General features: G+C 67.8%; 16 protein-coding genes and 1 pseudogene. 11 read left to right on the top strand and 6 right to left on the bottom strand.

Annotation, left to right across the window (positions count from 1 at the left end):
- The first annotated feature begins 228 nt into the window (after positions 1-228).
- Together JHN45_RS36945 and JHN45_RS36940 are read left to right on the top strand one after the other, a co-directional pair.
- Positions 229-1,530, top strand: coding sequence for a DNA cytosine methyltransferase (locus JHN45_RS36945; protein ID WP_201053907.1), 1,302 nt, complete (start codon positions 229-231; stop codon positions 1,528-1,530).
- A gap of 137 nt (positions 1,531-1,667) precedes the next feature.
- Entirely contained in the window at positions 1,668-2,309 is a 642-nt protein-coding gene (locus tag JHN45_RS36940) for a very short patch repair endonuclease (protein WP_307783299.1), read from the top strand.
- Here JHN45_RS36940 and JHN45_RS36935 read toward each other — a convergent pair whose 3' ends face one another.
- Positions 2,310-2,498, bottom strand: a complete 189-nt coding sequence (locus JHN45_RS36935; protein ID WP_201053905.1) for a hypothetical protein — start codon at positions 2,496-2,498, stop codon at positions 2,310-2,312.
- Between the two features lie 238 nt (positions 2,499-2,736).
- Here JHN45_RS36935 and JHN45_RS36930 point away from each other — a divergent pair, with 238 nt between their 5' ends.
- Genes JHN45_RS36930 through JHN45_RS36920 form a run of 3 tightly spaced genes read left to right on the top strand, consistent with a single transcriptional unit; the run spans position 2,737 to position 7,410 of the window.
- Positions 2,737-5,073, top strand: a complete 2,337-nt coding sequence (locus JHN45_RS36930; protein WP_201053903.1) for an ATP-binding protein — start codon at positions 2,737-2,739, stop codon at positions 5,071-5,073.
- Between the two features lie 10 nt (positions 5,074-5,083).
- Positions 5,084-6,742, top strand: coding sequence for a DEAD/DEAH box helicase family protein (locus JHN45_RS36925; protein ID WP_201053900.1), 1,659 nt, complete (start codon positions 5,084-5,086; stop codon positions 6,740-6,742).
- Positions 6,743-6,747: 5 nt separating this feature from the next.
- Positions 6,748-7,410, top strand: coding sequence for a hypothetical protein (locus tag JHN45_RS36920; protein ID WP_201053898.1), 663 nt, complete (start codon positions 6,748-6,750; stop codon positions 7,408-7,410).
- A 268-nt stretch (positions 7,411-7,678) separates the two neighbouring features.
- Here the strand turns inward: JHN45_RS36920 and JHN45_RS36915 are convergent, their stop codons facing one another.
- The 4 genes from JHN45_RS36915 to JHN45_RS36900 all read right to left on the bottom strand — a co-directional run bounded on the left by JHN45_RS36915 (position 7,679) and on the right by JHN45_RS36900 (position 17,041).
- Positions 7,679-9,523 (bottom strand): hypothetical protein, encoded by a 1,845-nt coding sequence (locus JHN45_RS36915; protein WP_201053896.1) that lies wholly within the window; start codon positions 9,521-9,523, stop codon positions 7,679-7,681.
- Between the two features lie 10 nt (positions 9,524-9,533).
- Complete coding sequence (locus JHN45_RS36910) at positions 9,534-12,989, bottom strand: hypothetical protein (RefSeq protein WP_201053894.1); 3,456 nt, start codon at positions 12,987-12,989, stop codon at positions 9,534-9,536.
- Between the two features lie 117 nt (positions 12,990-13,106).
- Entirely contained in the window at positions 13,107-15,518 is a 2,412-nt protein-coding gene (locus tag JHN45_RS36905; RefSeq protein ID WP_201053892.1) for a hypothetical protein, read from the bottom strand.
- A gap of 623 nt (positions 15,519-16,141) precedes the next feature.
- A complete protein-coding gene (locus JHN45_RS36900) occupies positions 16,142-17,041 on the bottom strand; it encodes an alpha/beta fold hydrolase (RefSeq protein ID WP_201053890.1) in 900 nt (299 codons plus the stop codon).
- Between the two features lie 57 nt (positions 17,042-17,098).
- Here JHN45_RS36900 and JHN45_RS36895 point away from each other — a divergent pair, with 57 nt between their 5' ends.
- The 4 genes from JHN45_RS36895 (at position 17,099) to JHN45_RS36880 (ending at position 21,004) form a co-directional block, all read left to right on the top strand.
- On the top strand, positions 17,099-17,680 hold the full coding sequence (locus tag JHN45_RS36895) for a TetR/AcrR family transcriptional regulator (RefSeq protein WP_201053888.1): 582 nt from the start codon (positions 17,099-17,101) through the stop codon (positions 17,678-17,680).
- 228 nt (positions 17,681-17,908) lie between these two features.
- On the top strand, positions 17,909-18,811 hold the full coding sequence (locus JHN45_RS36890) for a CPBP family intramembrane glutamic endopeptidase (protein ID WP_201053886.1): 903 nt from the start codon (positions 17,909-17,911) through the stop codon (positions 18,809-18,811).
- A gap of 47 nt (positions 18,812-18,858) precedes the next feature.
- A complete protein-coding gene (locus JHN45_RS36885; protein WP_307783298.1) occupies positions 18,859-20,307 on the top strand; it encodes a histidine kinase in 1,449 nt (482 codons plus the stop codon).
- A 4-nt stretch (positions 20,308-20,311) separates the two neighbouring features.
- Entirely contained in the window at positions 20,312-21,004 is a 693-nt protein-coding gene (locus JHN45_RS36880; RefSeq protein WP_201053884.1) for a response regulator transcription factor, read from the top strand.
- 171 nt (positions 21,005-21,175) lie between these two features.
- Here JHN45_RS36880 and JHN45_RS36875 read toward each other — a convergent pair whose 3' ends face one another.
- Positions 21,176-21,751: a TetR/AcrR family transcriptional regulator gene (locus tag JHN45_RS36875; RefSeq protein WP_201053882.1), complete on the bottom strand. Its 576-nt coding sequence runs from the start codon at positions 21,749-21,751 to the stop codon at positions 21,176-21,178.
- 92 nt (positions 21,752-21,843) lie between these two features.
- On the opposite strand from JHN45_RS36875, the pseudogene JHN45_RS54830 reads away from it, so the two are divergent.
- Together JHN45_RS54830 and JHN45_RS54825 are read left to right on the top strand one after the other, a co-directional pair.
- Positions 21,844-22,071: pseudogene (locus JHN45_RS54830) on the top strand (SDR family NAD(P)-dependent oxidoreductase); the annotation flags it as partial.
- Positions 22,072-22,138: 67 nt separating this feature from the next.
- Positions 22,139-22,554, top strand: a 416-nt coding sequence (locus JHN45_RS54825; RefSeq protein ID WP_374195662.1) for an SDR family NAD(P)-dependent oxidoreductase, incomplete at its 3' end; no start/stop codon positions are given.

The following is a 22,554-nucleotide window of genomic DNA, read 5'->3' as shown; positions in this document are numbered from 1 at the left end:
CCGCGAAGAACATAACGGGGGCGGCCCCCTCGCCGACCTGGTCACGCTCCTTGCGAATACCGCTCGGTCTCGGATCCGGGGAGCCCAATCCCTGGTCCACGGCCCCACGAGGGTCGACGATAACGGCTTGGGATCGCCGGTCGAACCATCTTCGGCCAGTCGTGGGAAGGAGGTGAACTTTCTCGAAAACGGTCACGTGAATCGCAATTTCCGCGGTATGCTTTCGCAATGTCTGAACTGCAAGAAGAGCCAAAGCAGGATCGCACCGGGGTCGAGCTGTTCGCGGGCGCGGGTGGCCTGGCGATGGCGGTCCATGGGGCGGGCTTCCGGCCATTGCTGTTCAACGAGTTCGCTCCGCGGGCGTGTCAGACCCTGGAAGCGAACGGGGCCAAGCTTCGAGGGGACGAGGAGCGCATCCCTGAACCCGGGGAGCCGTGGCCGCTGGTGGCGGGGGACGTCCAGGACCTGGATATGGGCTATCTGCTCGGTCGTGTGGACGTACTCGCAGGCGGCCCGCCGTGCCAACCGTTCAGCCTGGGTGGGATCGCCAAGGGGGACGAGGACAAGCGCAACATGTTCCCGCAGATGTTCAAGGCGATGCGCCAGATTCGCCCCAAGGCCGTCATCTGCGAGAACGTCGTCGGACTACTCAGGCCATCGTTCAAGCCCTACCTCGACTACATCCTGCGCGAGATGGAGATGCCGTTCGAGCTACGCGATCCGAACACCGCTTGGCAGAAGCACGACGAGAACCTCATTGATGCCAGGCGTAAGGCCGCCAGCGATCCGTCGGAGCGCTACAAGGTGGTGATGACGCGCGTGAACGCCGCCGATTACGGGGTCCCCCAGATCAGGCACCGCATCATCATCGTCGCCTTTCGGGAGGACCTCGGGGTCGACATCGACCAGTTTGAGGAGGACGTGCTTCCCCAGTACTCGGAGGAGGCGCTGTACCGGTCCATGCTCGACGACTCCTACTGGGAGCGTCACGATGTTGACCCGCGTGTGCGCGCCCGGGCCATGGCCAGGATCCCCAAGGACGTTCCACTTGATTCGGACGGATCGAAGCCCTGGCGTACCTTCCGGGACGCCATCGCCGGAATCGATGAGAACGAGGGCAAGCCCCTGCCGAAGATCCCCTGGGACAGGCTGGACCGCCGTGAGTATCGCGCCGGGGGGTTCACCGATCACATCGGATGGCCCGACGCTCGGATCTACAAGGGCCACACGCCCAACGAACTGGACCGTCCAGCCAAGACCGTGAAGGCCGGCGTGCATGGCGTCCCTGGCGGCGAGTCGGTCATGCTGACCGATGATCTGGAAACCCCCGGAGGCACCACCTACAGGCACAGGTATATGACCGTGCGCGAGACTGCCCGCGTCATGACGTTCCCCGACGACTGGAAGCTCGAAGGCCCTCGTGGGGAGAAGATGCGGCAACTGGGTAACGCGGTCCCGGTGAAGCTGGGTGCGGTATTCGCCGACGCGGTAGCCAAGGCCCTCGATAGGGCGCCGGGGCGAAGGCCGTGAGCGATGTGTCGAAACCACATCAGAACCGGTGGAACGACAAGTTGCCCCCAGATCGTGCCTGGAAGGGGCGGCCGGGACGGACTCGGAAAGCTCTGTCCGCTGAGCAGGACAAAGCGGCGGGCGGTCGCCATCGGCGTGTGGTTGACCTGGGTAACGGCCGTGTGGCTCACGCCTCGGTCTCGTTGAGGATCCTGCCCAAGACTCGGCGCATCCGCGCGTCACTGCGTTGGGGCGATGGAAGGAAGTCCCCGGAGCGCTACCTGGGCGAGGTCGAACATGACACCCGTGCGGCCAACCTCGCTGAGGGTTGGCGGCTGGCCTGGGCTAAGGGCCTCTTGGAAGAGGAGACCTTGCCCGAGGACTCGACAGCCTCGACTCCGGCGGTCCGTGCCTCCATGAAGGGCAACCGTGGAAAGGACACGAAGCCCGAGAAGGTCCTCCGGTCGCTTCTCTTCAAGGAAGGGCTTCGCTACCGGGTCAACGCACCGCCGATCCAGGGCCTCCGGCGTACCGCGGATGTGCTGTTCCCGAAGGCGCGAGTCGCGGTCTTCGTCGACGGCTGCTTCTGGCACGTCTGTCCGGAACATCATCGACCAGCGACCAAGAACACGGACTTCTGGACGGAGAAGTTCGCCGACAACCGGAGGCGGGACGCTGAGACCAACCGGATCCTGGAGGAAGCGGGCTGGACGGTTATCAGGGCTTGGGAGCACGAGGCGCCGGAGGACGTGGCACGGCGGGTTATCTCAGCGGTCCGCGGCGTGACCGGCGAGGCGTAGTTACAGCTCTTCGCCGAGCAGTAGGTCATCGATGGCGTCGTTCAACCTGCGCAGAACGATACGGCCATCACCATCGCTGTACGCGAGGACGGGACTCTCTGTATCGAGACCTGCCTCGGCGAGAATCCCCAAGGGAATCTGCACCCGGCCGCTCGCATCGATGATGACTTGCGCGGGTTCCCGGATCATGAGGCGAGTCTCGCACGCGTGAAGCTCATGGACACCGCTTGGGGCGGGACGGCACCACCAGGGGGTTCGAGATCTTTGTCCCGCACGTGTCGGTGCCGCCCATTAGGGTTGACGGCATGCTGATGGATGCTCCAGGAGCGTGCCTGACCAGGGCTGGCGGTGGGCAGCTTGACGCTGGTGGGCGTGCGTTATGTCCCGCTTGCCAGGCATGTGTTCACGACGAAGACGGGGGCCGGCTGTGACCGAGAACCAGTACATCAATGTCACCCCACACCCGCGCATCTTGGGTGTGCTCGGCGACATCGAGTTCTCGCACTGGCAGTGCCTGGCCGAGTTGATCGACAACTCCTTCGACGAGTTCCAGGCGGCCGGCGAGACGGCGGACCGGCCCTCGGTCGCGGTCTCGCTGCCTCCGGCGAACTCGAAGCGTGCGACGGCTGAGATCACGGTGCACGACAATGGCCGGGGCATGAGCCTGGAGGCCGTCACCAACGCCATCAGCGCGGGCTGGACGAGCAATGGTCGACACGGTTCTCTCGGCCTGTTCGGCATGGGCTTCAACATCAGTACGGCGCGACTCGGTCGGCGTACCACTGTGCGTACTAGTAGGGCGGGCGACCCGGACTGGGTCGAGGTGACCCTGGACCTGGTGCAGATCGCCAACTCCTCTAAGTACCAGGCGCCGTACCGCACGGTGCCCAAGACCAATCCTGAAGAGCATGGCACCACGGTCACCATTAGCGACCTCAAGCAGGAGCAGTACGCCACGCTCTGTCGCCCGCAGACGCAGAACGTGATCCGGGAGAAGCTTGGAGACGTCTACAGCTACCTGCTGTCGGAGAAGGGCTTCCTGCTCACGCTCAACGGCAAGAAGGTCAGGCCGCGCCTGCCCTGTGTCTGGGACGAGAAGCGGACTGTCACGCGCCAGGGCGTGGAGATCCACGCGGTCCAGAAGATCAATCACGTGCTGAGCCCCAAGAACGCCTGCATGGCTTGCGGGTATTGGAGTTCCGCCGACGCTGAGCGATGCGAGGAATGCGGGCAGGACCGCCTGGAACTGAGAGAGCGCAAGATCTGGGGCTGGATCGGTATCCAGCGGTACGTCCACCGCACCGACTACGGCCTGGACTTCCTTCGCAACGGACGCAAGATCCTCCTTAAGGACAAACGGGTCTTCTGCTGGGAGGACGAGGACAGCCTCGCCGAGGCGGAGCTTGAGTACCCCATCGACTCCGGAGCCGTGCAGATGGGCCGGATCGTTGGTGAGATCCACTGCGATCACGTCGCTCCGAACTACCAGAAGACCGCCTTCGAGTTCGAGACAGCCGAATGGCGTCAAGTCCTGCGCGAGGTCCGCGGAGCCAGTCCCTTGCGTCCGAAGATCGCGAAGAGCCTTGGGCTGCCGGAGAACCGCAGTCCTCTTGGCCTGCTCTACGCGGGCTTCCGTCGCCAGGACCCGGGGCTCAACTACCTGATCCCGGGCGACGGACGCAACGCTCTCCACGAGACGGCGGCGAAGTGGGCCGGGTTGATGCGGATGGGCGGCCACGAATACCAGACCGACGAGGTGTGGTATCGCGCTGCCTACCAGCACGACAACCCGATAGCCGCGGAACCGGAACCGGGGAGTGATGACATCCTCCCCGGGCTCGGGGCTGGTTTCCTCGATCCGGATGACGAGACTGAAGGCGGTGCGGAGCCCGACACGACCACGGCGGGCCAAGAACCGCCTGAGGACGATCCCGCACCGGTGGAGACGTTGGACCAGCGGCTCCAGCGATACCGAGACCATGCCGACCCCATCGTGGACCTGACGGGCCCGTACTACCTCGAAGACCTGGGCCGCGTGGATCTGACGGCTTGGGCGGTTAGCGGCCAGCATCTGGTCACCAAAGACGGGCGGCCCGCGCCTGTGATCGTCTCGATGGTCCGAGCTCCGCAGTTGGAGGTATTCGTCGACACTGGGCACGCGCTTTTCCGTGAATACGGGACGGACATGCGCGACTTGGCGCTCGTCGAGGTCGCGGAGTTCATGCGAGTACGGGCGAACAACGTGTCGATGCCCCTGAGCGAGATCGTCGCGCAGCTCAAGACCCACACCTCCAGCCCTAGGCTGACGCCGGCGGCGACGGCGGAGGAATCCGAGCGGCTCCTCGAACAGGTGCGTATGGCTATGGTGGCGCCCGTTTCGGCGAACCCGGCGGTGCACTGGCTGCTGCTCACGAAGGATGAACGAGCCGACGCCGAACGCCGCTTCGCGGTCGAGGCCGGTGGAGGGGCCCCTTGGAACGATGCGATCTCCAATGGCGAGTTCATCCGCTATGTCCCGGCCAGCGCTGTCATCCGCATCATCCAGGACTCCCCGGAGACCTTCCTCGACGGGTGCGTCTTCAAGCGCGGGTACATCGCTCTAAGTGATCCAGGGGCGCGAGAGCTCGTTGTGGAGCGACTGATCAACCCTCTAGGGGACCTCGCGCTGCTGGAACAGCACCGTCCACGCCTCGACGTGGAGGAGTTGGCCCGGATCAGGATCAGCTGCCGTCTCATCGCGCGCGACCTCGCTGACAACACGTAGGGAGAGCGGAATGCAATTCCTCGACGCCGCCTCCCTGCTGGACTCCGGTCCACTGCAGTTTCCTCGCCGCATCGAACGCCTCCTGTGGCACCTGGGCTTCTCCGATGTGTCCAACATCGATGGTTCCGGCGACGAGGGGGGCGACATTCTCGCCCTCCACAAGGGCGAGACCTGGGTAATCCAGTGCAAGTGGAAGCGACACGGGGCGGTAGGAGCCGACGCGGTGGACGAGGTCGCCCGCGCTCGGGATCACTATCGCGCCCACAAGGCGGTCGTTGTCACCAACACTCGCTTCAGCCCTGACGCTCGGCAGCGTGTGGCGAACCTGGCACGCCTAGGCCCTGGAATCCTCTTGTGGGGCGGAACAGACCTAACCACCAGCTTCGACCGGGTACCGCCCAGCTTTGGACGAGTGACGCCACGGCCGTACCAGGCCGAGGCGCTCCAGGCGCTGACCGCCGATCTCGATGCCTCTGGTCGGGCACTGCTCGTGCTGGCAACGGGCCTGGGTAAAACGGTCGTCGGAGGCGAGGTGATCGCGGCGCACCTGCGACGCGCCCCCCAGGACCAGGTCCTGGTCGTCGCACACGCCAAAGACCTCGTCCAGCAACTAGAGCGGGCGCTCTGGCGACACCTACCCAAAGACGTTCCAACGCGGCTCCTGACGGGCGACACCCGTCCTGATGACCTCTCCGGCCTCACCTGCGCGACGGTCGGCTCGGCGCTGTCCGCCGCGCGATTCGGGTACCGCCCGGGGCTCGTCATGATCGACGAAGCCCACCATGTAGGCGAGGAAGGCCAGTACGACGAGCTGTTGGAACTCCTGAGCTCGGCACGCCACCTGGGCGTCACCGCGACCCCATGGCGCGGTGATAAGCACGACATCACCCATCAGCTCGGCGCCCCCAGCTTCAGCCTGGGGATCGAGGAGGGAATGCGGCGCGGCTACCTCGCCCAGGTCGACTACCGCCTGTTCGTCGACGACATCGACTGGGACATTGTCCGCGAGGCCAGTGACCACTCATACGGACTGGCCGAACTCAACGCGAAGCTCTTCCTGCCGCAGCGAGACGAGGCCATCCGCGACGAGTTGGCCACCGCATGGGCCGCCACGGCCAGTCCTCGGGCCATCGTGTTCTGCCGCACTATCGAACACGCTGAGCGGCTCGCTGACATGTTGCGGCGCACCCCCCTTTGGCCAGGTGCCCTCGCTATCCACGCGGGACTCGCCAAGAGGGAACGGCAGAATCGCCTGCTCGCCTTCCGCGCCGGCGAGGTGCCCATCCTGACAGCGGTCGACATCCTCAACGAGGGCGTCGATGTGCCAGACGTGAATATCCTCTGCTTCGCACGAGTCACGCACTCCCGCCGAATCTTCGTTCAGCAGCTTGGGCGAGGGCTCCGCCTGCGCGAGGGAAAGGAGCGAGTCATGGTGTTGGACTTCGTCAGCGACCTCCGTCGCATCGCTGCCGCGCTCAAGCTCAAGCGTGAGCTTGACGGGGATGGTGAGATCGAGATCCTCAGGAAGATCACCCCGTCGAACATCGACTTCAGCGACCAGAAGGTGGCCACGCTCATGGATGAGTGGATCAAGGACGCGGCCAGTCTTGAGACCGCGTACGACGAGCACCGTCTCCAGTTCCCCGCCACCCGCGCCCCCCAGGAGTAATCACCGTGGCCTTGCAGCACTTGCCTGCACCCATTCGCGAACGCCTCCTCATTGAGATCTACCAGCAGGCCAACGACCTGGACTGGGAGTTCTTGAGCAACACCGAGAAGACGAACCAGTACCGGAGATGGATCGAGGATCCCAAGGTCGGTGGAGTCCTGCTCTCCTACGGGCCGGAGAAGGACGCCAGGGTCTGGATCAAGGATGTCCCCATGAAGGAGTACGCCCGAGCGCAAGAGGGGATCGGAAGCTATGTCCGCTATGCAGTAAATCGGTTCCAGGGGCCGGAGGAAATCGTCCGTGCGGCATGTGGCAGCGGCTGGGTGATGAAGCCCGATTCGGTTGGAGAGAAGCCGAACCACTGCTACGCCATCGCTGGCGACGGCGACGCCACTCGGTACGTTTGCTGGGGCCGCGCTGGAAACTTTCGTGACCTCGTCTGGGCCGCGCTGAACGAGGCCATCGACTCGGTGGAGCGGCCCGCGATCGTCATCACGACCCGCAACGGTGAGACCGTATCCACGGCCGAGCGCACGCGCCAGGAACGAGTCGCTCAGCGTTGTGGCGCGGACCTGCGGTACCTCCACCGGGAAATGATCCCGAACCCTGACTACCTTGGAGCGGCGGGCGGTGGCCATGGCCCATCGCAACCTACCCTCGTCGACTAGCCTCCGGGCGACTCCCTACTGAGGATCGCCGGTGTGCTGGACGAGGTCATCGGCTTGTTCGGCCAGGCCGTGTCCGCCAGGAGGGGCGACGGATAAAAATGCGTGATGAACCGGCGCGGAGGGCCCCAATTAGGGAAGAAACCGGCCGTCTCGGCGAAACCGTGGTTGACCAGGTGCTCGCCGCGCTAATCCGACGCCATCACCACCGCGGACGTCCTCCGGGTCAGCAGACTTAGCGGACTTGATCAGGCGATGAAGGCCAACGTGCTCACGGAGCCCAGAACGCCTGCCATGTGATTTCGTCGGATGTCTGGTCGGGATCCGTGCCATCTGCAGTGGGCAGGGTTCCGAACAGGAGGTTGCGGTCCAGCACCGTGTTGAACCGCTCGCAGGAGATTTCGCTGGTGTGCAAGCAGGCCGCGCATGCGCCTCCGAAGGAGCGGCGGCAAGGCGGGTCGAAGACGCACCGCGGATCGGCGGCAAGCTCGGACAACGCGTCGGCGAGGTCGTAGCGATACACGTGCTCGATGCCGCCCAACGTGAAGTCGCTGCGGGTGTTGGCGTAGACAAGGAACGCCAGTGCGGACGGGAAGAGGTACTCGGCGAGCGAGTCGATATTAAGTCCGCAGCGGGCTGCGATGGCCTTCATGAACCGGTGGGACATCGAGTGGACCAGCCCGAGGACGCTGCGGGTGATCCGCTGCTCCGGGGCGTTGAACATGTCGACGACTGGTTCTCGGACCCGCAGCAGCCACTTGTACGCGTTCGACTCGTCCGTGACCTCGGGGTCGGGAACGACGCCGGAGTCGACGAGCCAGCGGATGACTTCCAGCGGCTTGACGCGGACGAGCAAACCCTCTGTCTCGGTCCGCTTGCCGTACATGGGGTACTTGCTGTTGGACGCCGGGAAGAACTTGAACCAAGTGCCCTTGTCGCCGGCCCGTGTCTGTTGGACGGCGTGGGCCGAGATCCGCGTGTAGCCAGCGACGACGTTCGCGATCGGAAGTTCGCGCAGCAGGGTAACGTCGGCAAGTTTGTAGCGGTCGAACAACGCGGGGTATTCGCCATAGGTGGGGATCAGGTCGGCCGACGGAGGGTTCCGCAGCAGGCCATCCACGTCGAGCGACGGCGCCGCTGTGGCACGGGTGAGGGAGAACACCTCGTCGCCGATGACCTCCAGAGCTTCTGGGGGAAGCGCCAGAGCCTCGACCTCCTTTTGCCATCCACCTACGGACGCGGAGGCCTGACGCGCCTTGTCCATCATCGACTCGTACAAAGGATCGTCGGGGTGGATCCCGAGTGCCTCGCAGGTCGCCTTGGCCTGCGCCAGTTTGTCGTCACTACCGCCTCCGCTGGTCGCAGCGCGGAGCGCGTCGAGGCCGGGGGCGACCGCTCCGATGAGTTGTCCGACGGCGGCGGCGCCGATCGCGTCGTCCTTCATGCCGGTGTACTCAGAGCGTGTGGGCGGATTGATCACGGTCAAGGACTGCGGATAGTGGAGGGAGGTTTGAGGTACGCGCAACACGGACGTGGGACTAGTCTTGCAATCGGGGCAGTAGACGACACGTCGCTCCGCGCGCGTGCCGCACTTGCCGCATCGCCACACCCACTGGCGTGTGTCCAGCACACGCCAGTTCCGCAGGAGCATCGGCCCGGAACAGTTGTTGGCGCATTTGGGGGCCCGGATCTCGCGAAGCAGGCCGCAGTTGTGCGCCTCGGCGAACTGGAACTGGGGCTTGAGGCCGTGTCCGGAGGGGCAAGTCGGCGTCTGGCTGGTGGGTTTGACGGTGCTTAGGTGTCCGCACTCGCGGCAGATGAACGTGTTTGGGAATCGTGAAGCCTGCAGGTCATGGGCCTCGACGATGCTGTATTGCCCACGTTCGATGATGTCGAGTTCTGGACCGGCGTTCGGGATTCCGGAATGCTGCTGGGCGAAGGGCCGGATAAGCCTCTTCAACTGAGGAGCGAGCCATGCTTCCGGGACATCGAGTGGCGAGGCGTGTCGGGGCGGCTCGCCGATGACGGAAACCTGGTTGTCCCAGTTGTACGGCTGGCCCGGCATGTGGTTCCAAAGCGCCTGGGTGGCGGTGCGGTTCAACGTCTCGTAGGTCATAGAGCGCTCCTCACACGTTTCCATGGATAGTGATCGGTGCCTCGATGTCGCGCAGTGAGCGCGGAACCGATGGGTCCAGGAGGTCGGCCGTCCTCGTGTTGGAGTCCCCAGACACGGCCAGTACGGACATCATCTCGTCCACGTATCGCACGACCTCCGCGCGGTGCATGTCGTGGTAGTGGTTAGCCGGGTTGAGGCCGAGGCCGGCCGACAGATCCTCGATCAGGCGAGTCCGATCGAGGAATCCCGCGTCGAGGGCCTTGCGGAACTGGTCGGACTTGCTGAGCGCGTACCGGCCTTTGCCCGACGTGCTCCATGGGACCTCGTAGACCTGGAGGGTCCAGGCCATGAGAGCCCCAGAGAGCACCCTGCGCAGCACGGGCAGCGACTCGCGGTTGACCGGTACCTTGTGTACGAGCCGGTCGAGGTAGGTGATCCACGCCGTGTAATAGCGGAAGACAGACGCATCGCGGTCTCGTGACGGATTGAAGATGTGCACGATCAAGCCGGGGTGCTTGCGTCCGACCCGGGCCGTGGCCTGGATGACTTCTGTCGCCTGGGTGGGCGTGCCCATGAGGACCATGACGCCGAGACGCGGCGAGTCGAAGCCGTGGCCGATCGCCCTCGTGGCGGCGATGAGCCGGATGCGGCGGCTGGGGTCCTCCGGTGGAGCATCGAGTCGGCGGGCCGCTTCGCGGACAGCGGCGGGCTCGGCGCTGCCGGAGATGATCGCGAGGTTGTCGCTGGTCTCGATCAGGGCCCTGACGCGATCGTCGCGCGTGTATGAGGAGAGATCCTCATTGCGTAGGCAGTACCCGAGCAGGACCTCGTAGTCGTCGCGTAGAGCCTTGTCCACTACGGCGAGGACGTGTGGCTCCGTGTGGTCGAGCCCGGCGTCGGCGGCCGCTGAGGCGGGGTTCGCGATGGATCGCTCGAGCCATGCGGCGTACATGCGGGTCACCTCTGCGGCGGCGGTGACCATGGTGATCCCGCGAGGCCGCACGCCGACGTAGCGGCGCAAGGGATCCTCCGGATCGGTGTAGGAGAAGAACGTCTCGCCGGCGTCAGGACCGGGGGCGGGGAAGCGGCGGGCGGAGCGCTGGTAGAGATGGCGCACCTGGTTCTCGTAGCCCTCAAGGGTGGCGGTCGCGGCCACGATGTGGAGGGGCCGGTTGCCGAGCCTGGCACCGATCTGTTGCAGGAGCGTCTCGTACATGCCATCGAGGGCGCCCAGACTCTCCTCCAGGAGGTGCAGCTCGTCGGCGATCTCGCAGCGCAGGGACCCGAACCCGGGCGGGATCGGCACCCGCGGGGCCTTGCAGCCGAAGACGGCACAGTAAGTCGGGTCTGCTGTATATCCGTGGCGAGGGCATCGGGACTGCGTCTGGCCGAAGATGATCTGGAACGCCTTGTTCTGGGCGATCTGAGCGAGCCGGTCGACGGTGCCGACTAGTACGGAGGGGGCGTTTCGGTAGATGTCGTCGTCGACGACCCAGATCGGCAATACTCCGGAGAGCGGACACGCGGGGTTCTGGCATGTGTGTCGCATGGTCCAACTGGCCTCGTCGAACTGGACGAGGACCTTCCGGCCGCTGCCGGACGGGTCGCAAGCGGGGCAGTGCTCGAGGACGCGGCAGCGTTCGGCGAGATCCGGCGAGTGCGGGTCGACGCCGTTCGAGAACGGACTGTTGGCCGCATAGATGCGGTTGGGCGTGTTGGTGCTACCGACGAAGAAGCCGACGCCGAACGGATCTCCGGCGCTGATCCGCGGATCGCGTCGGCGCAGGACCTCGGCCGCGAAAACGGCTTCGGCGAAGCGAGCCGTCTGCTGCGTGGACAGCAGTCGCAAAGGGAAACGCGCCCAGACGTTCACGCCGGCCGTCCCTCCTGTGAGGCGGGCGTGAAACAGGTGAAGGAGCATGACACTGAGGTAGGCCTCGGACTTACCGCCACCGGTCTGCACGGTCTCGATCTGCACGCTGGGGTCGGCTTCTGGGTCCGCGACGGCCGGCAGACAGCCGGCCATCCAGGCGATCTGGAACAGGCGCCACGAGTCGTAACCCTTGCTCGCGCCTACCATCTTCATGGCCCGGTTGGCGAGGACGAAGGCTTCACGCAGCACGTCGTCGCGCTCGATGGTGCGGACGCCGGCGCGGATCCACTCAACCTCGTCCCTGGCGGTGTCAGCATCCCTCTTGGCCTCCGCGATGGCTTCGTCGCTCCAGCCTCGAGCTGTCGCGCGCGCTGCCAGGGCGGCGTCCGACCAGTGCTCGGCCACCCACGCGGCGTGGGCGTCGACGATCGCGGTGACCGCCCCGACTGGGTCGGCGATCACAGCGTCGAACCTGGCGTCGATGGTCTCGCCCTTGCCAGAGCTTGCCCGGGGGTGGGGGCGCTGGGTCAGGGCAGTCGCCCCATAACCGGTTTCGAACGTCGTCACACCGGTAGCGGTGTCGGTTGCCGCGACCACCGGCGAGGCCTGCCCGAAGGCAGGCACGGTGCGGTCGTAGCGGTGGGAGTTCGCCACCTGTTCCAGGGTGTATGGGGCCAGGGCTGTGTCGGTGCGCGCCGCGACTCTGGCTTCGTACAGCCGAGTGTCCAGGTGCTTCCGGCCAAAGGGGATGGTGCGCGCCTGGTCGGCGAACTGGGCATCCTCGGGCGGAGTGGTGTTCACGAGAGTGATCAGAACGTCGCGTCCTGCCTCGGTCGCCAAGACATCGACGTCGAGTGCGGCGGCGAACTGGGGGAGGGCGGCGTCGGCCGCAGCGATCAGGTTGTTGGCGCAGTACGACGCCCATGCCGCGTCGTCGGCCATATCGGGGTCGCGCGGCAGGGATCCGGCTGGTGATGCCGTGCGCCGGGGGCGAAAGGGCTCGCTACCCGCGGCCGGACGCACAGCGGCTCGGATCGCGTCCGCGATGGCCTGGGCGCCGAAGCGTGTCGACCCGCGCGCCCCGTCGTGGACCTCCACGCGCACGTTGACCGGTCCGACAGGCACCTTCATCCACACTGCGGCCAGTTGGCGGCCGGGTGTCTTCCCGCCGACCTGGGCGACGGCCTTGGCGGCCGCAGAGGTGTCGAGGTTGTCCGTGACCGCGTGTGTGAACGCGCGCTGCTCGGCCTGGGAGGCGTGCAGCGCGATGTAAACCGCGAAGCTGACCTCGACGTCGATCTCGGCGGGAGCCGACCCGGCGAGCCGGAATGAGAAGCCCTGCGCCGCCGGGACCAGGCGATCGCCGCTGAGGCCCTTGGCGCGATCGACGGTCAACTGCGGTTCGCTGGACAGCTGTCCAAGCCAAATCGCGCGCCTCTGCGCGTCCGTGAGGCGAACTCGGGCGGGCAATTGTCCGCCAGCCGCCTCGGTGAGGATGTGCCGTTCGAGCGAGGCGAGCAGTGCGTCGCGGATCTTCGCCTCGAAGTTCACAGCAGTGGTGCCGTCTGCGGGTGCCGCCGGTGTGGTGGCCATCGTCTCTCGCTCCGTCCCAAGTGATACGAAGGACATGGAAGGTGCCTCGGACGCGGAAGTCGTCGCCCGCCCGGAGGCGTGGGGTGGGGTCAGGCCACATACGCCGAGCTCGATTGCTTAGATGAGCGCGCGGTCTCCCCTCGCTAGTGGAGGGGCCGCCAGGCCCGGGATGGCGGATTGCTCTATCAGGACGCCGATCGCGCTGGCTGGCACGCGCGCCAGCTTGGCCTCGACGGCCGTGACCCGGTGCAAGGTCACGGCCTCGAGGAGGTCGGCGACGTGGATCCCGAGGGCCGGGTCGATCAGCGCGTCGCGGTCGTCCATGCGCGCGCCGGTGATCTGTCCGGACAGCCAGCGCCCGACCGTCCGGTGGATGGTGCGGCTCGTGCACAGCGCTTTGCCCACCGGGCCCGCGCGGCGGAGCAACTCGGTGTCGCCGACCGCCTCCGCGAAGCGTCTGACGTCAGCCGCGTCCTCCGGGCCCTCGGAGTTCCCGCGGACCCACGTCCCGATGGTCTGCTCGCTCGTGATCGTCGTCGGATCGGCGTTGCGTCGCATCGCCGCGAGTATCTCCCGATAGGTCCAGCCGCTATAGGAGACGCGTGCGACCCGCTCGTGCCAGAACGCGATCAGCGCGGCGAGCGGCGCGTACGTGGGCAGTTCCGACAGCACGTCGATGATCGAGTCGAACAGGTTCCTGCGGGCGGCGGCATCGACGAGCGCGACGACATCGCCGGCCTGAAGGGACTTGGCCGCGACCTGGCGTGTGTTCTTCTGCCTCTTGCGATAGACCACGTCGTTGGGGTCCATCAGCATCGCGCGGCCGTCGGCGAACTCCACGGTGATCGCGTCGACTCGGGCCGAGGAGTCACCGTCACCGCCACGCGCCGGCGGCGGGGTCTCCGCCGCGTCGGAACCGACCGCCCCGGTCCTGGCCAGGACCTTCAGGACGTCGAGACCGAACGGCTCCCACGGCGAGTCGTTCACGCCCCGCGCCACGTCGGCGCCCTTGACTACGGTGGTGTCCAACCGGACGACGATGTCCGGGGCGGCAGGACATACCACGATCGGGTGGGTCCCGAGCCGGACGGCGCTCTCCGTCGCGGTCTTGGCGCGCAGCTCGGCCAGTGCCAGGAACGTGGTTCGCGCTTGCCGTGCCGCCCGCCCGGCCTCCCATTCCCCAGCGGCTGTGACCAGCAGCCTCGTCGCAGCGGGAGCGGCCAGCAAACTGGCATAAGCTCGCGGCACTGGACCCGTGATCAGCATCGACGCCACTGGCAGACCGGAGACCCGCCCGCAGGCGAGGTCACGGACGGAAACCACTCGGATCCGCTCCGCCCAGCCGTGCGGAACCAGTGGCGACTCGTTCAAGTCGGTCGTCAGTGCCGCCACCGCGGACTGGTTGCGCGTGACGACCATCCCGGTCCCGCGCTGCTCGGCCTCCTCACGGACCCAGTCCTGGACGAGAGCGAACTTCGGCCGTTCCCGGGCTGCCTCGTAGATGTCGACGAACCCGTCGGCGACCACCGCCCAGGCATCCCGGGTCGGCCCCGCGCTCTGGCGGGATACCGCCCGAGCGTGGCTGGTGGCATCCCCCAGCAAGACAGAGAACGGTCCTCGTCGAACACACGCGTCGTAGGAGGAGGGAGTGGTGACTGACAGGCTGAATGTGGACAGGACTCCCCACGCCCAGCGAACCGCATGCGTCATCGCGAGGTTCTCCGACCCGCCGGTCACGGCGGCGAGCCGTCCCAGAGCCTTCCACGTGCCACTCAATGCCTGATCTAGCGATGTCACGGCCTCCGGCGCTCGCACGACACGCGCGGCTATAGCGGTGGCATGTAGCAACTCCGAGGAAGCCGCGAACTCACCCGTCGCCTCACTCGGATTGAAGGGAGCCGCCAGGTCCGTGAACGATGGTGGGTCGAACGCCCACACGACACCGCCCGCCTCGCGGATGGCGTCCAGATTCGAGTCGAACGGTGTGTCGGTGATGTAGACCAGGTCACGGCACTGGCGCAGACGCGGCTCCAGATCACCCACATCAGCCGCCGTCCCATCGATTACCAACGCTCCACGGCCGCTCACCCGGTCTATGTCCGAAGTGAGAACCAGCCGACCGACCCGGTCACGAACGGGACCGCCGACGACCTCGACCTCGCCGTCTGTCGTGAGCCGAGCCCGCGGGATGAAATCGGCCAGCCGCTGACTGTCGATGTACAGACGGTCGTATGCGGCACGCTGCGATAGCCGCTTGGAGACCACCGTCGCGGTCACATCGAGACCGCTGGTTCGAACGATCTGCGCCACCAGGCTGGCGGCGCCGAGCGCGATCGGTGTATCGGCGGCTGGAAGGGGGATTACCAAGGCCAGCGGCACTTCCCGTGCGCTGGCGGCGTCGACGGCCTCCAGCAATTCCATGTCGAATCGGGTAGCCCCGAACTTGCGGACGCCCACGCCGGAGACCCGACGCCGCAGTTTGCCGCGTCGGACCACATCTGAAAGGCCACTCCAGCCCGTCGTGGCCATTACGCCCCAACCTTCCCCCGGTTACAGAATCTTCACTTATTACCATAGGGGTCCGGACTGACAAGAGCCGGGCAAGCGGCCGCGCGGGCGTCGTGGCGAAGGCCAACCGCGATGGTCTTCACCGCTCGGAAGGTGTCGACAGTGCGCAGCTGTGAGGCGTGCTCGGCGAGGATGGTGTCGCGGTCCCACCGTGTGGTGGCGGATGACTTTCTTGGACACTGAAGCGGAGGCCCCGAGACCTGCGGCTCGCGTTGTGCGATGCCGACAAAACCGCTGCGGGCAAGCAGCTGGGGTCGCTGTCCGGGACTGGAGCGTTACGGGAGGCGACCAGGGGAGCGCAATGGGAGCGCGGACGCCTATGGACGGTGCAATCCGGAACGTTCGACGTTGGACCGCGATATGTGCTCTGATCTGGGAAAATGAGATCCGGTGCGCCCTGGCAGCACAGTCCATCACGATCCCCAGCGGCCTTTTAATCCATTGGTTGTGGGTTCGAGTCCCACAGGGTCTACGGGGTCGTTCCTCTTCGGAGGGCTCTGACCTGTAGTTTTGCAGTGCCCCGGTCGTCTTCGGGCGGTCGGGGCACTGCTGTGTCCGGCCCCGTGCGTGAGCGGTTGTGCCTGCTAGCGGTCGGCCGTGAGGAAGTTCTCCAGGATCTGGGCGAACCGTGTCGGCTGCTCCTCGGCCGGGTAGTGGCCGCAGTCGTCGAGGACGACCGCCGTGACGTCGTCGGCCGCCAGTCGCATCGTCTGGGCGGCGTTCTCGCCGCTCCACAGCGCGCCGCCGACGGCGAGCACCGGCAGGGGCAGCCGGGTTTTGCTCCGCTGCTCGTTCTGCGCGATCGTCTCGTCCAGTGCCCGGTAGTACGCGAAGCTCGCCCGCAGCGCGCGAGGATCCGCGGTGATCGCGTCGACGTAGACGTCGACGGCGTACGCGGGGATCGCGGTCGGCGTGGCGGCCTTGGTGGCGAACTGCCAGCCGAAGAAGAGCCGTTCGCGTCCCCGGACCAGTTCCTCGTTGAGGTCGGTGAGCCGGTTGAAGCCGAACTGCCAGAGCTTCAGGTTGGCTTCGGCCGGGGCGAAGAACGGCGGGGACGGTGTGAGGCCGGGGATCACCGCTTCGACGATGGCGAGTCGGTCCACCCGGTCGGGGTGATCGGCGGCGAGAGCGTAGGCCGTCCACGTGCCGATGTCGTGGCCGACGACGTCGAACCGGTCGTGGCCGAGCGCGGTCATCAACGCGAGCAGATCGGCGGCGAGCGTGCCGGCGTCGTACCCGTCGTCGGGCTTGTCGGAGAGCCCGGCCCCGCGCGAGTCGACGGCGACGACGGTGTGCCGGCGGGCCAGCGCGGGCATCACCTCCCGCCAGGCGTACCAGGTCTGGGGCCACCCGCCGATCAGCAGCAGCGCCGGGCCTTCCCCGCCGGTGACCGCGTGCAGCCGTAGCCCGTTCACCTCCACGAGCCGGCTGGTGAAGACGTCGGGGAATCCGTCGGGCAGTCGCAGCGAACTCAAGTCGGTCATGCCGGGGACCATACCCATCTTTGAACGATCGTTACAAGATGTGTAGAGTGACGGACCATGGCAGGCCGCAAGCAGTTCGACGTGGACGAGGCGCTACGACGTGCGATGCACGTCTTCTGGCGCTGGGGTTATTCGGAGGCCTCGATCGATCGCCTGACCGAGGGCACGGGCCTGGGCCGGGGCTCGCTCTACGGCACCTTCGGCGACAAGAGCGCCCTCTTCCGGAAGAGCCTCCAGCGGTACGCGGAGACCTACGAACCGCTCTACGAGCAGGCGCTGTCCGGCCCCCACCCGAGCCCGAGCGCCGTTGTGGCCGCCTACCTTCAGGTCGCCCTGAACCGCATCGCCGACCCGACGGTCCCGGACGGCTGCCTGCTCACGGTGTCGGCGACGCAGATCCCGGCGCTCGACGCGGAGGGCCGGGCGATGGTCCGCGCCATGATCGACGGTCTGCGGGCGAGGCTGGAGCAGGCCTTGCTGGCGGCGGGGGCCGGTGAACAGGAGGCCGTAGAGCTGGCGTTGTGCACGGTGGCGACGAACAAGTCCCTGGCGGTGCTGAGCCGCGTCGGCTTCTCGGGCGAGGATCTGGAAACGGTCGCGGCGGCTGCCGCCAAGAATGCCGAGGCTGTGCCGAACTGACCGGCCGGACTTGATCGTCCACCTCCGCGAAAGCGAGGGGCCCGGCACCGTACCTACGGCTGCCGGTCATCAACTGGCCGCCCTCATCGGCGACTTGAGCGGCCGCGCATCCCCCGCGAGAGCTACCCCGACCGTCCCTGCGCGGGTGATTCGCGGATTCCGGCGGATTTCTAGCGTGGTCGTCAGGTCGGCCGCCGTCGGAGTGGCCGTCGCCGCAGGGAGGTCACGATGAGCACGCCGTCCGCCGCACACGACGACGCAGGGTCCCGCCCGGACAGGGACGGGGACAGGGACGGGGACGGTGGCGGTGGCGGGCGGGGTGGTCGTCTTGGCCGGGTCGTCCGTGCTCCGCTCGGCTGGATGCTGGCGGGCCTGCTGGGTGTCGGCCTCGTCTCGGGGCTGACCGCGACCGGCCCCGGTCCGGTGCCGGTGCTGGGCGCGGTCGCGGCGGTCGCCGTGTACTGGGTGGTGATGCGCCGGGTCGCGGGACGCTCCACCCCGGAGATCGCCCGGCCGGGGGCCGGCCGGGAGGCGCTGCGCGGCGGTGCGGTCGGCCTGGGCTTCGTCCTGGTCTCCGCCCTCCTGATCACGGCGTTCGGGGGTTACGACTTCTCGTGGGCGGGCAACGGCTTCTTCTCCGTCGTCTGGTCCGCCGCGATGGTGCAGGCCGGTGCCGCGGTCACCGAGGAGCTGATGTTCCGCGGTCTCGCCCTCCAGGCCCTGGAACAGCTGTGGGGCAGCCGGGCCGCCATCGTGATCACCGGGCTGTTCTTCGGCGTCGCCCACCTGGGGGCTCCGGGAGCCAGCGCGTGGAGCGCGCTCGCCATCGCCCTGGAGGCCGGTGTGATGCTCGGTGTCGCGTTCCTGTGGCGGCGTAGCATCTGGTTCGTCGCGGGCCTGCACTTCGTCTGGAACTTCGCCGAGCAGCTGCTCGGCATCCCGGTCTCCGGACACACTCCCCAGGGCCTGTTCACGGTCGACACCCACGGCTCCGCCCTGCTCAGCGGCGGCACCTTCGGTCTGGAGGCATCGGTCGTGCCCGTCCTCATCGGTGTGCTGCTCATCGTCCGGATGGTCGTCCTCGCCGGCCGGAGCGGCGGTCTGCGGCCCCGGCGTCCCGGCCGGCGCTGAGGCGGGCCGCCCCTCACGTGACACCTGCTGATCGGAGGAAGAGGCAAGTGACGTTCCGTCAGGGCCCTTTGCGGGCACGGTGGTTGCGGGTACCGCTGGACCGGTGGAAGGAGCAGGACGCCTTCCTCAAGGACGGTGTTCTCGCCCTGGTGCTCACCCTGCTGGCCTTCGTGCCGACCCTGTCGGTCATCGGGGCGCAGATCGGCGATCTGCCCGAGCGGCCGGCGAACGCGCTGGGCCTCGGACTGATCCTGGCCCAGACGCTGCCGCTCGCGGCCCGCCGCCGCTGGCCCGCGGGCTGTCTGGCCGTCGTAGCCGCCGCGTTCGCCGCGCATCAGGCGCTGGGTTACGCGACGACGTTCGGCAGCATGGGGCTGTATCTGGCGCTGTATTCGGCCGGCGCCCACCAGGTCCGCTTCCGCCTGGGTCTGGCGGGCGCGGCGAGTGCGGGGTACGTGGTGCTGGCCGTCGTTCTGCACCGGCTCGGCTCCCCGCAGGACCCGACGGACTATCTCGCCTTCTATCTGGTGCTGGCCGGGGTCCGGCTGGTGGGGAGCGGTGTGCGCAAGCGGCGCGGCGAGGAGGCGGAACGGCGGCGGCTGGCGGCCGAGTTGGCCACGGCCGCCGAGCGGGCGCGGATCGCCCGGGAGCTGCACGACGTGGTCACCCACCATGTGACGGCCATGGTGGTGCAGGCGGACGCGGCACAGTTCCTGATCACGTCCGCGCCGGAACGGGCCACCACGGGAATGGCCTCCGTCAGCGACACCGGCCGCCGGGCCCTGACGGAACTCCGTTACCTGCTGGGGGTGTTGGAGGCGACCGGCGAGTCCACGGCCTCCAGGTCCACGGCGGCCTCCAGGTCCGCGCCCTCCAGGTCTACGGCCGCCAGGTCCGCGACCGACGGCGCCGTCCGCGAGGGCTCCTCGCACGGGAGCCGGGCACCCGCTCTCGGCCGGGTGGGAGACCTCGTCGAACAGGCCCGCAGGTCGGGTCAGCCGGTGGAGTTCAGCGAGCGGGGCGAGCGGCGACCCCGGGGCGTGGAGGTGGAGTTGGCCGCGTACCGGGTCGTACAGGAAGCGCTCACCAACGCGATGAAGTACGCGACCGGGCAGCCGACACGGGTCCTGGTCCGGCACGGCGAGGAGCGCGTAGAGATCGGCGTGACCACCGACGGCCCCAGCCCTGGCCCCAGCCCTGTCCCCGTCTCCGCCCCCACTCCGGCGGCCGTGCCGGCCACCCGCGAGCCGGGCCCCGAGGGCGGACGAGGGCTGGCCGGGCTGCGGGTCCGTGTGCGGATGCTCGACGGCGAACTGGAGGCCGGACCCCGGCCCGGGGGCGGGTTCGAGGTCCGTGCCACGATTCCGTCCCAGCCGCAGCCGCAGCCGCAGCCGCAGCCGCAGCCGCAGCCGCAGCCCCAGCCGCAGTACGAGCCCGAGCCCGAGCCCCATCCCGCGCCCCAGTCCCCGCCCGATCCCGAGCCCGTCCAGGAGTGACCCCGTGAGCGACGCGCCGCCACCGATCCGTGTGCTCGTCTGCGACGACCAGGAACTGGTGCGGACCGGCTACGTCACCATCTTCTCGGCCCAGCCCGACATGGAGGTCGTCGGCGAGGCGGAGAACGGGCACGCGGCGGTGGAAGCCGCCCGGCGGCTGCGCCCGGACGTGGTCGTGATGGACATCCGGATGCCCCTCCTCGACGGCATCCAGGCGACCCGGCAACTGGCCGGCCCCGGCGCCGGGGAACCGCCGAAGGTGCTGGTCGTCACCACGTTCAACGTCGACGCCCATGTCTACGACGCGCTGCGCGCCGGAGCCAGCGGGTTCCTCCTCAAGGACGCGCCGCCCGCGGAGCTGGTGAACGGCATCAGGACCGTCGCCCGGGGCGAGGCCCTGCTGTCGCCCGCCGTCACCCGCCACCTCATCGGCCACTACGCCGAGCACCTGCGCCCGGCCGAGTCTTCCCGCCCGGCCAGAGAGGACGTCGTACGCGCGCTGACGCCCCGCGAACTGGAGGTGCTCCGGCAGCTGGCCGAGGGGTTGTCGAACGCGGAGATAGCGGCGGAGCTGTACATCACCCCCGAGACGGTCAAGACCTATGTCTCGCGCATCCTGGCCAAGCTCGCCCTGCGCGACCGGGTCCAGGCGGTCGTCCTCGCCTACCGCGTCGGACTGGCGTCCGGCACACCGTGAACCGGCGGCCGGCACCTCGCCCGCACCCGCGAAGCACAACCACAACCACCGGCACAACCACAACCACCGGCACCGGCACAACCACAACCACCGGCACCTGCTCCGTACGGATCCATCGGTCGATGTGCGGCCATGACGTGGAGACCTTCGCCGCCTGCCGGTCGGCTCGCGTCAGTTCCCCGCTTCCCGCGTGCGGGTGGTCAGCCCGGGGGTGACCAGGGTGAGCCAGCGGGTGCGGGCTGCCGGTGGCTGGTCGGTGGGGGCGGTGGAGAACAGCAGGTATATGTCGCTGACGGTGACGTCGGGGTGGATGTCGCCGTCGGCCTGGCCGGCCCGGATGAGGGCGGCGACAGCGGCACCGGCGCGGTCCTCGTCGGCGCGGTCGTCCGGGTCCGCGCCCAGGGTCTGGGCGGCGGCCTTGACGGCGCGGTCGGTCACGGACGCCTCGACGACCCGGCCGAGGAAGGCGGTCAGTTCGTCCACGGCGCGGGCCCCGGCCTCGGCACGGCCGAGCGCGGTCTCGGCGTCGTCGGCGACGCGGGCGACGTACGCGGCGACGACGGCCGCGACCAGGTCGGTCTTGGTGGGGAAGTGCCGGTAGAGGGTGCCCACGGCCACGCCCGCCGCGGCGGCGATCTCGTCCATGCCCACCTCGGGACCGTGCGCGGTGATCTGCTCGCCGGCGGCGTCGAGGATCTTCTTCCGATTGCGGACCGCGTCGGCGCGCGGTGCCCTGTCCGGGGTCACGAGAAGTGTCTGCCCTTCCGCTTGCATCAAGATGAACCGTGGTTCACTATAAATAATGAACCGTCGTTCATCTTACTCGTGAGGACTCCGCCATGCCCGCCATGCCCCCCAAGACCGCTCTCGTCACCGGTGCCTCCTCCGGCATCGGCGAGGCCACCGCCCTGAAGCTCCAGTCCCTGGGACACACCGTCTACGGCGCCGCCCGCCGCACCGACCGTCTCCAGGCCCTGGCCGACCGCGGTGTCCGGCCACTGGCCATGGACGTCACCGACGACGACTCGATGCGCGCCGGCATCGAACGGATCGTCGCCGAGACCGGCCGCATCGACGTGCTGGTCAACAACGCCGGCTACGGCTCGTACGGCGCCAATCGACAACGTCACCTCCATGGGCGGCAAGATCTACAGCCCGCTGGGCGGCTGGTACCACGGCACCAAGTTCGCCCTCGAAGCTCTCAGCGACTGTCTGCGCCTGGAGGCCAAGCCCTTCGGCATCGACGTCGTAGTCATCGAACCCGGCGGCATCGCCACCGAGTGGGGCGCCATCGCCGCCGATCAGCTGGAGAAGTCCTCCACCGCCGGCGCCTACGCCGACCAGGCCGACGCCGTGGCCTCCGCCCTGCGCTCCGAGGCCAACGCCAAACGCAACTCCCCGCCCCAGGTCATCGCCGACGCGATCGGCAAGGCCGTCACCGTCCGCCGCCCCAGGACCCGCTACGCCACCGGCTTCGGCGCCCGCCCCCTCATCGCCCTGCGCCGCGTCGTGTCCGACCGGGCCTTCGACACCGTCATCTCCCGCGCCAC

The organism is Streptomyces sp. MBT53, assembly GCF_016654115.1.
Classification (GTDB): Bacteria; Actinomycetota; Actinomycetes; order Streptomycetales; family Streptomycetaceae; genus Streptomyces.
Note: the sequence above shows the minus strand (reverse complement) of the source record. Positions and strands in the feature narration are given on the sequence as shown.

Bases quoted from the DNA above. Each gene is read 5' to 3' on its own strand.
- JHN45_RS36890 (WP_201053886.1), top strand. From the start codon at position 17,909: ATGAGCACGCCGTCCGCCGCACACGACGACGCAGGGTCCCGCCCGGAC.
- JHN45_RS36925 (WP_201053900.1), top strand. From the start codon at position 5,084: ATGCAATTCCTCGACGCCGCCTCCCTGCTGGACTCCGGTCCACTGCAG.
- JHN45_RS36935 (WP_201053905.1), bottom strand. From the start codon at position 2,498: ATGATCCGGGAACCCGCGCAAGTCATCATCGATGCGAGCGGCCGGGTG.
- JHN45_RS36915 (WP_201053896.1), bottom strand. From the start codon at position 9,523: ATGACCTACGAGACGTTGAACCGCACCGCCACCCAGGCGCTTTGGAAC.
- JHN45_RS36945 (WP_201053907.1), top strand. From the start codon at position 229: ATGTCTGAACTGCAAGAAGAGCCAAAGCAGGATCGCACCGGGGTCGAG.
- JHN45_RS36900 (WP_201053890.1), bottom strand. From the start codon at position 17,041: ATGACCGACTTGAGTTCGCTGCGACTGCCCGACGGATTCCCCGACGTC.
- JHN45_RS36910 (WP_201053894.1), bottom strand. From the start codon at position 12,989: ATGGCCACCACACCGGCGGCACCCGCAGACGGCACCACTGCTGTGAAC.
- JHN45_RS36895 (WP_201053888.1), top strand. From the start codon at position 17,099: ATGGCAGGCCGCAAGCAGTTCGACGTGGACGAGGCGCTACGACGTGCG.
- JHN45_RS36905 (WP_201053892.1), bottom strand. From the start codon at position 15,518: ATGGCCACGACGGGCTGGAGTGGCCTTTCAGATGTGGTCCGACGCGGC.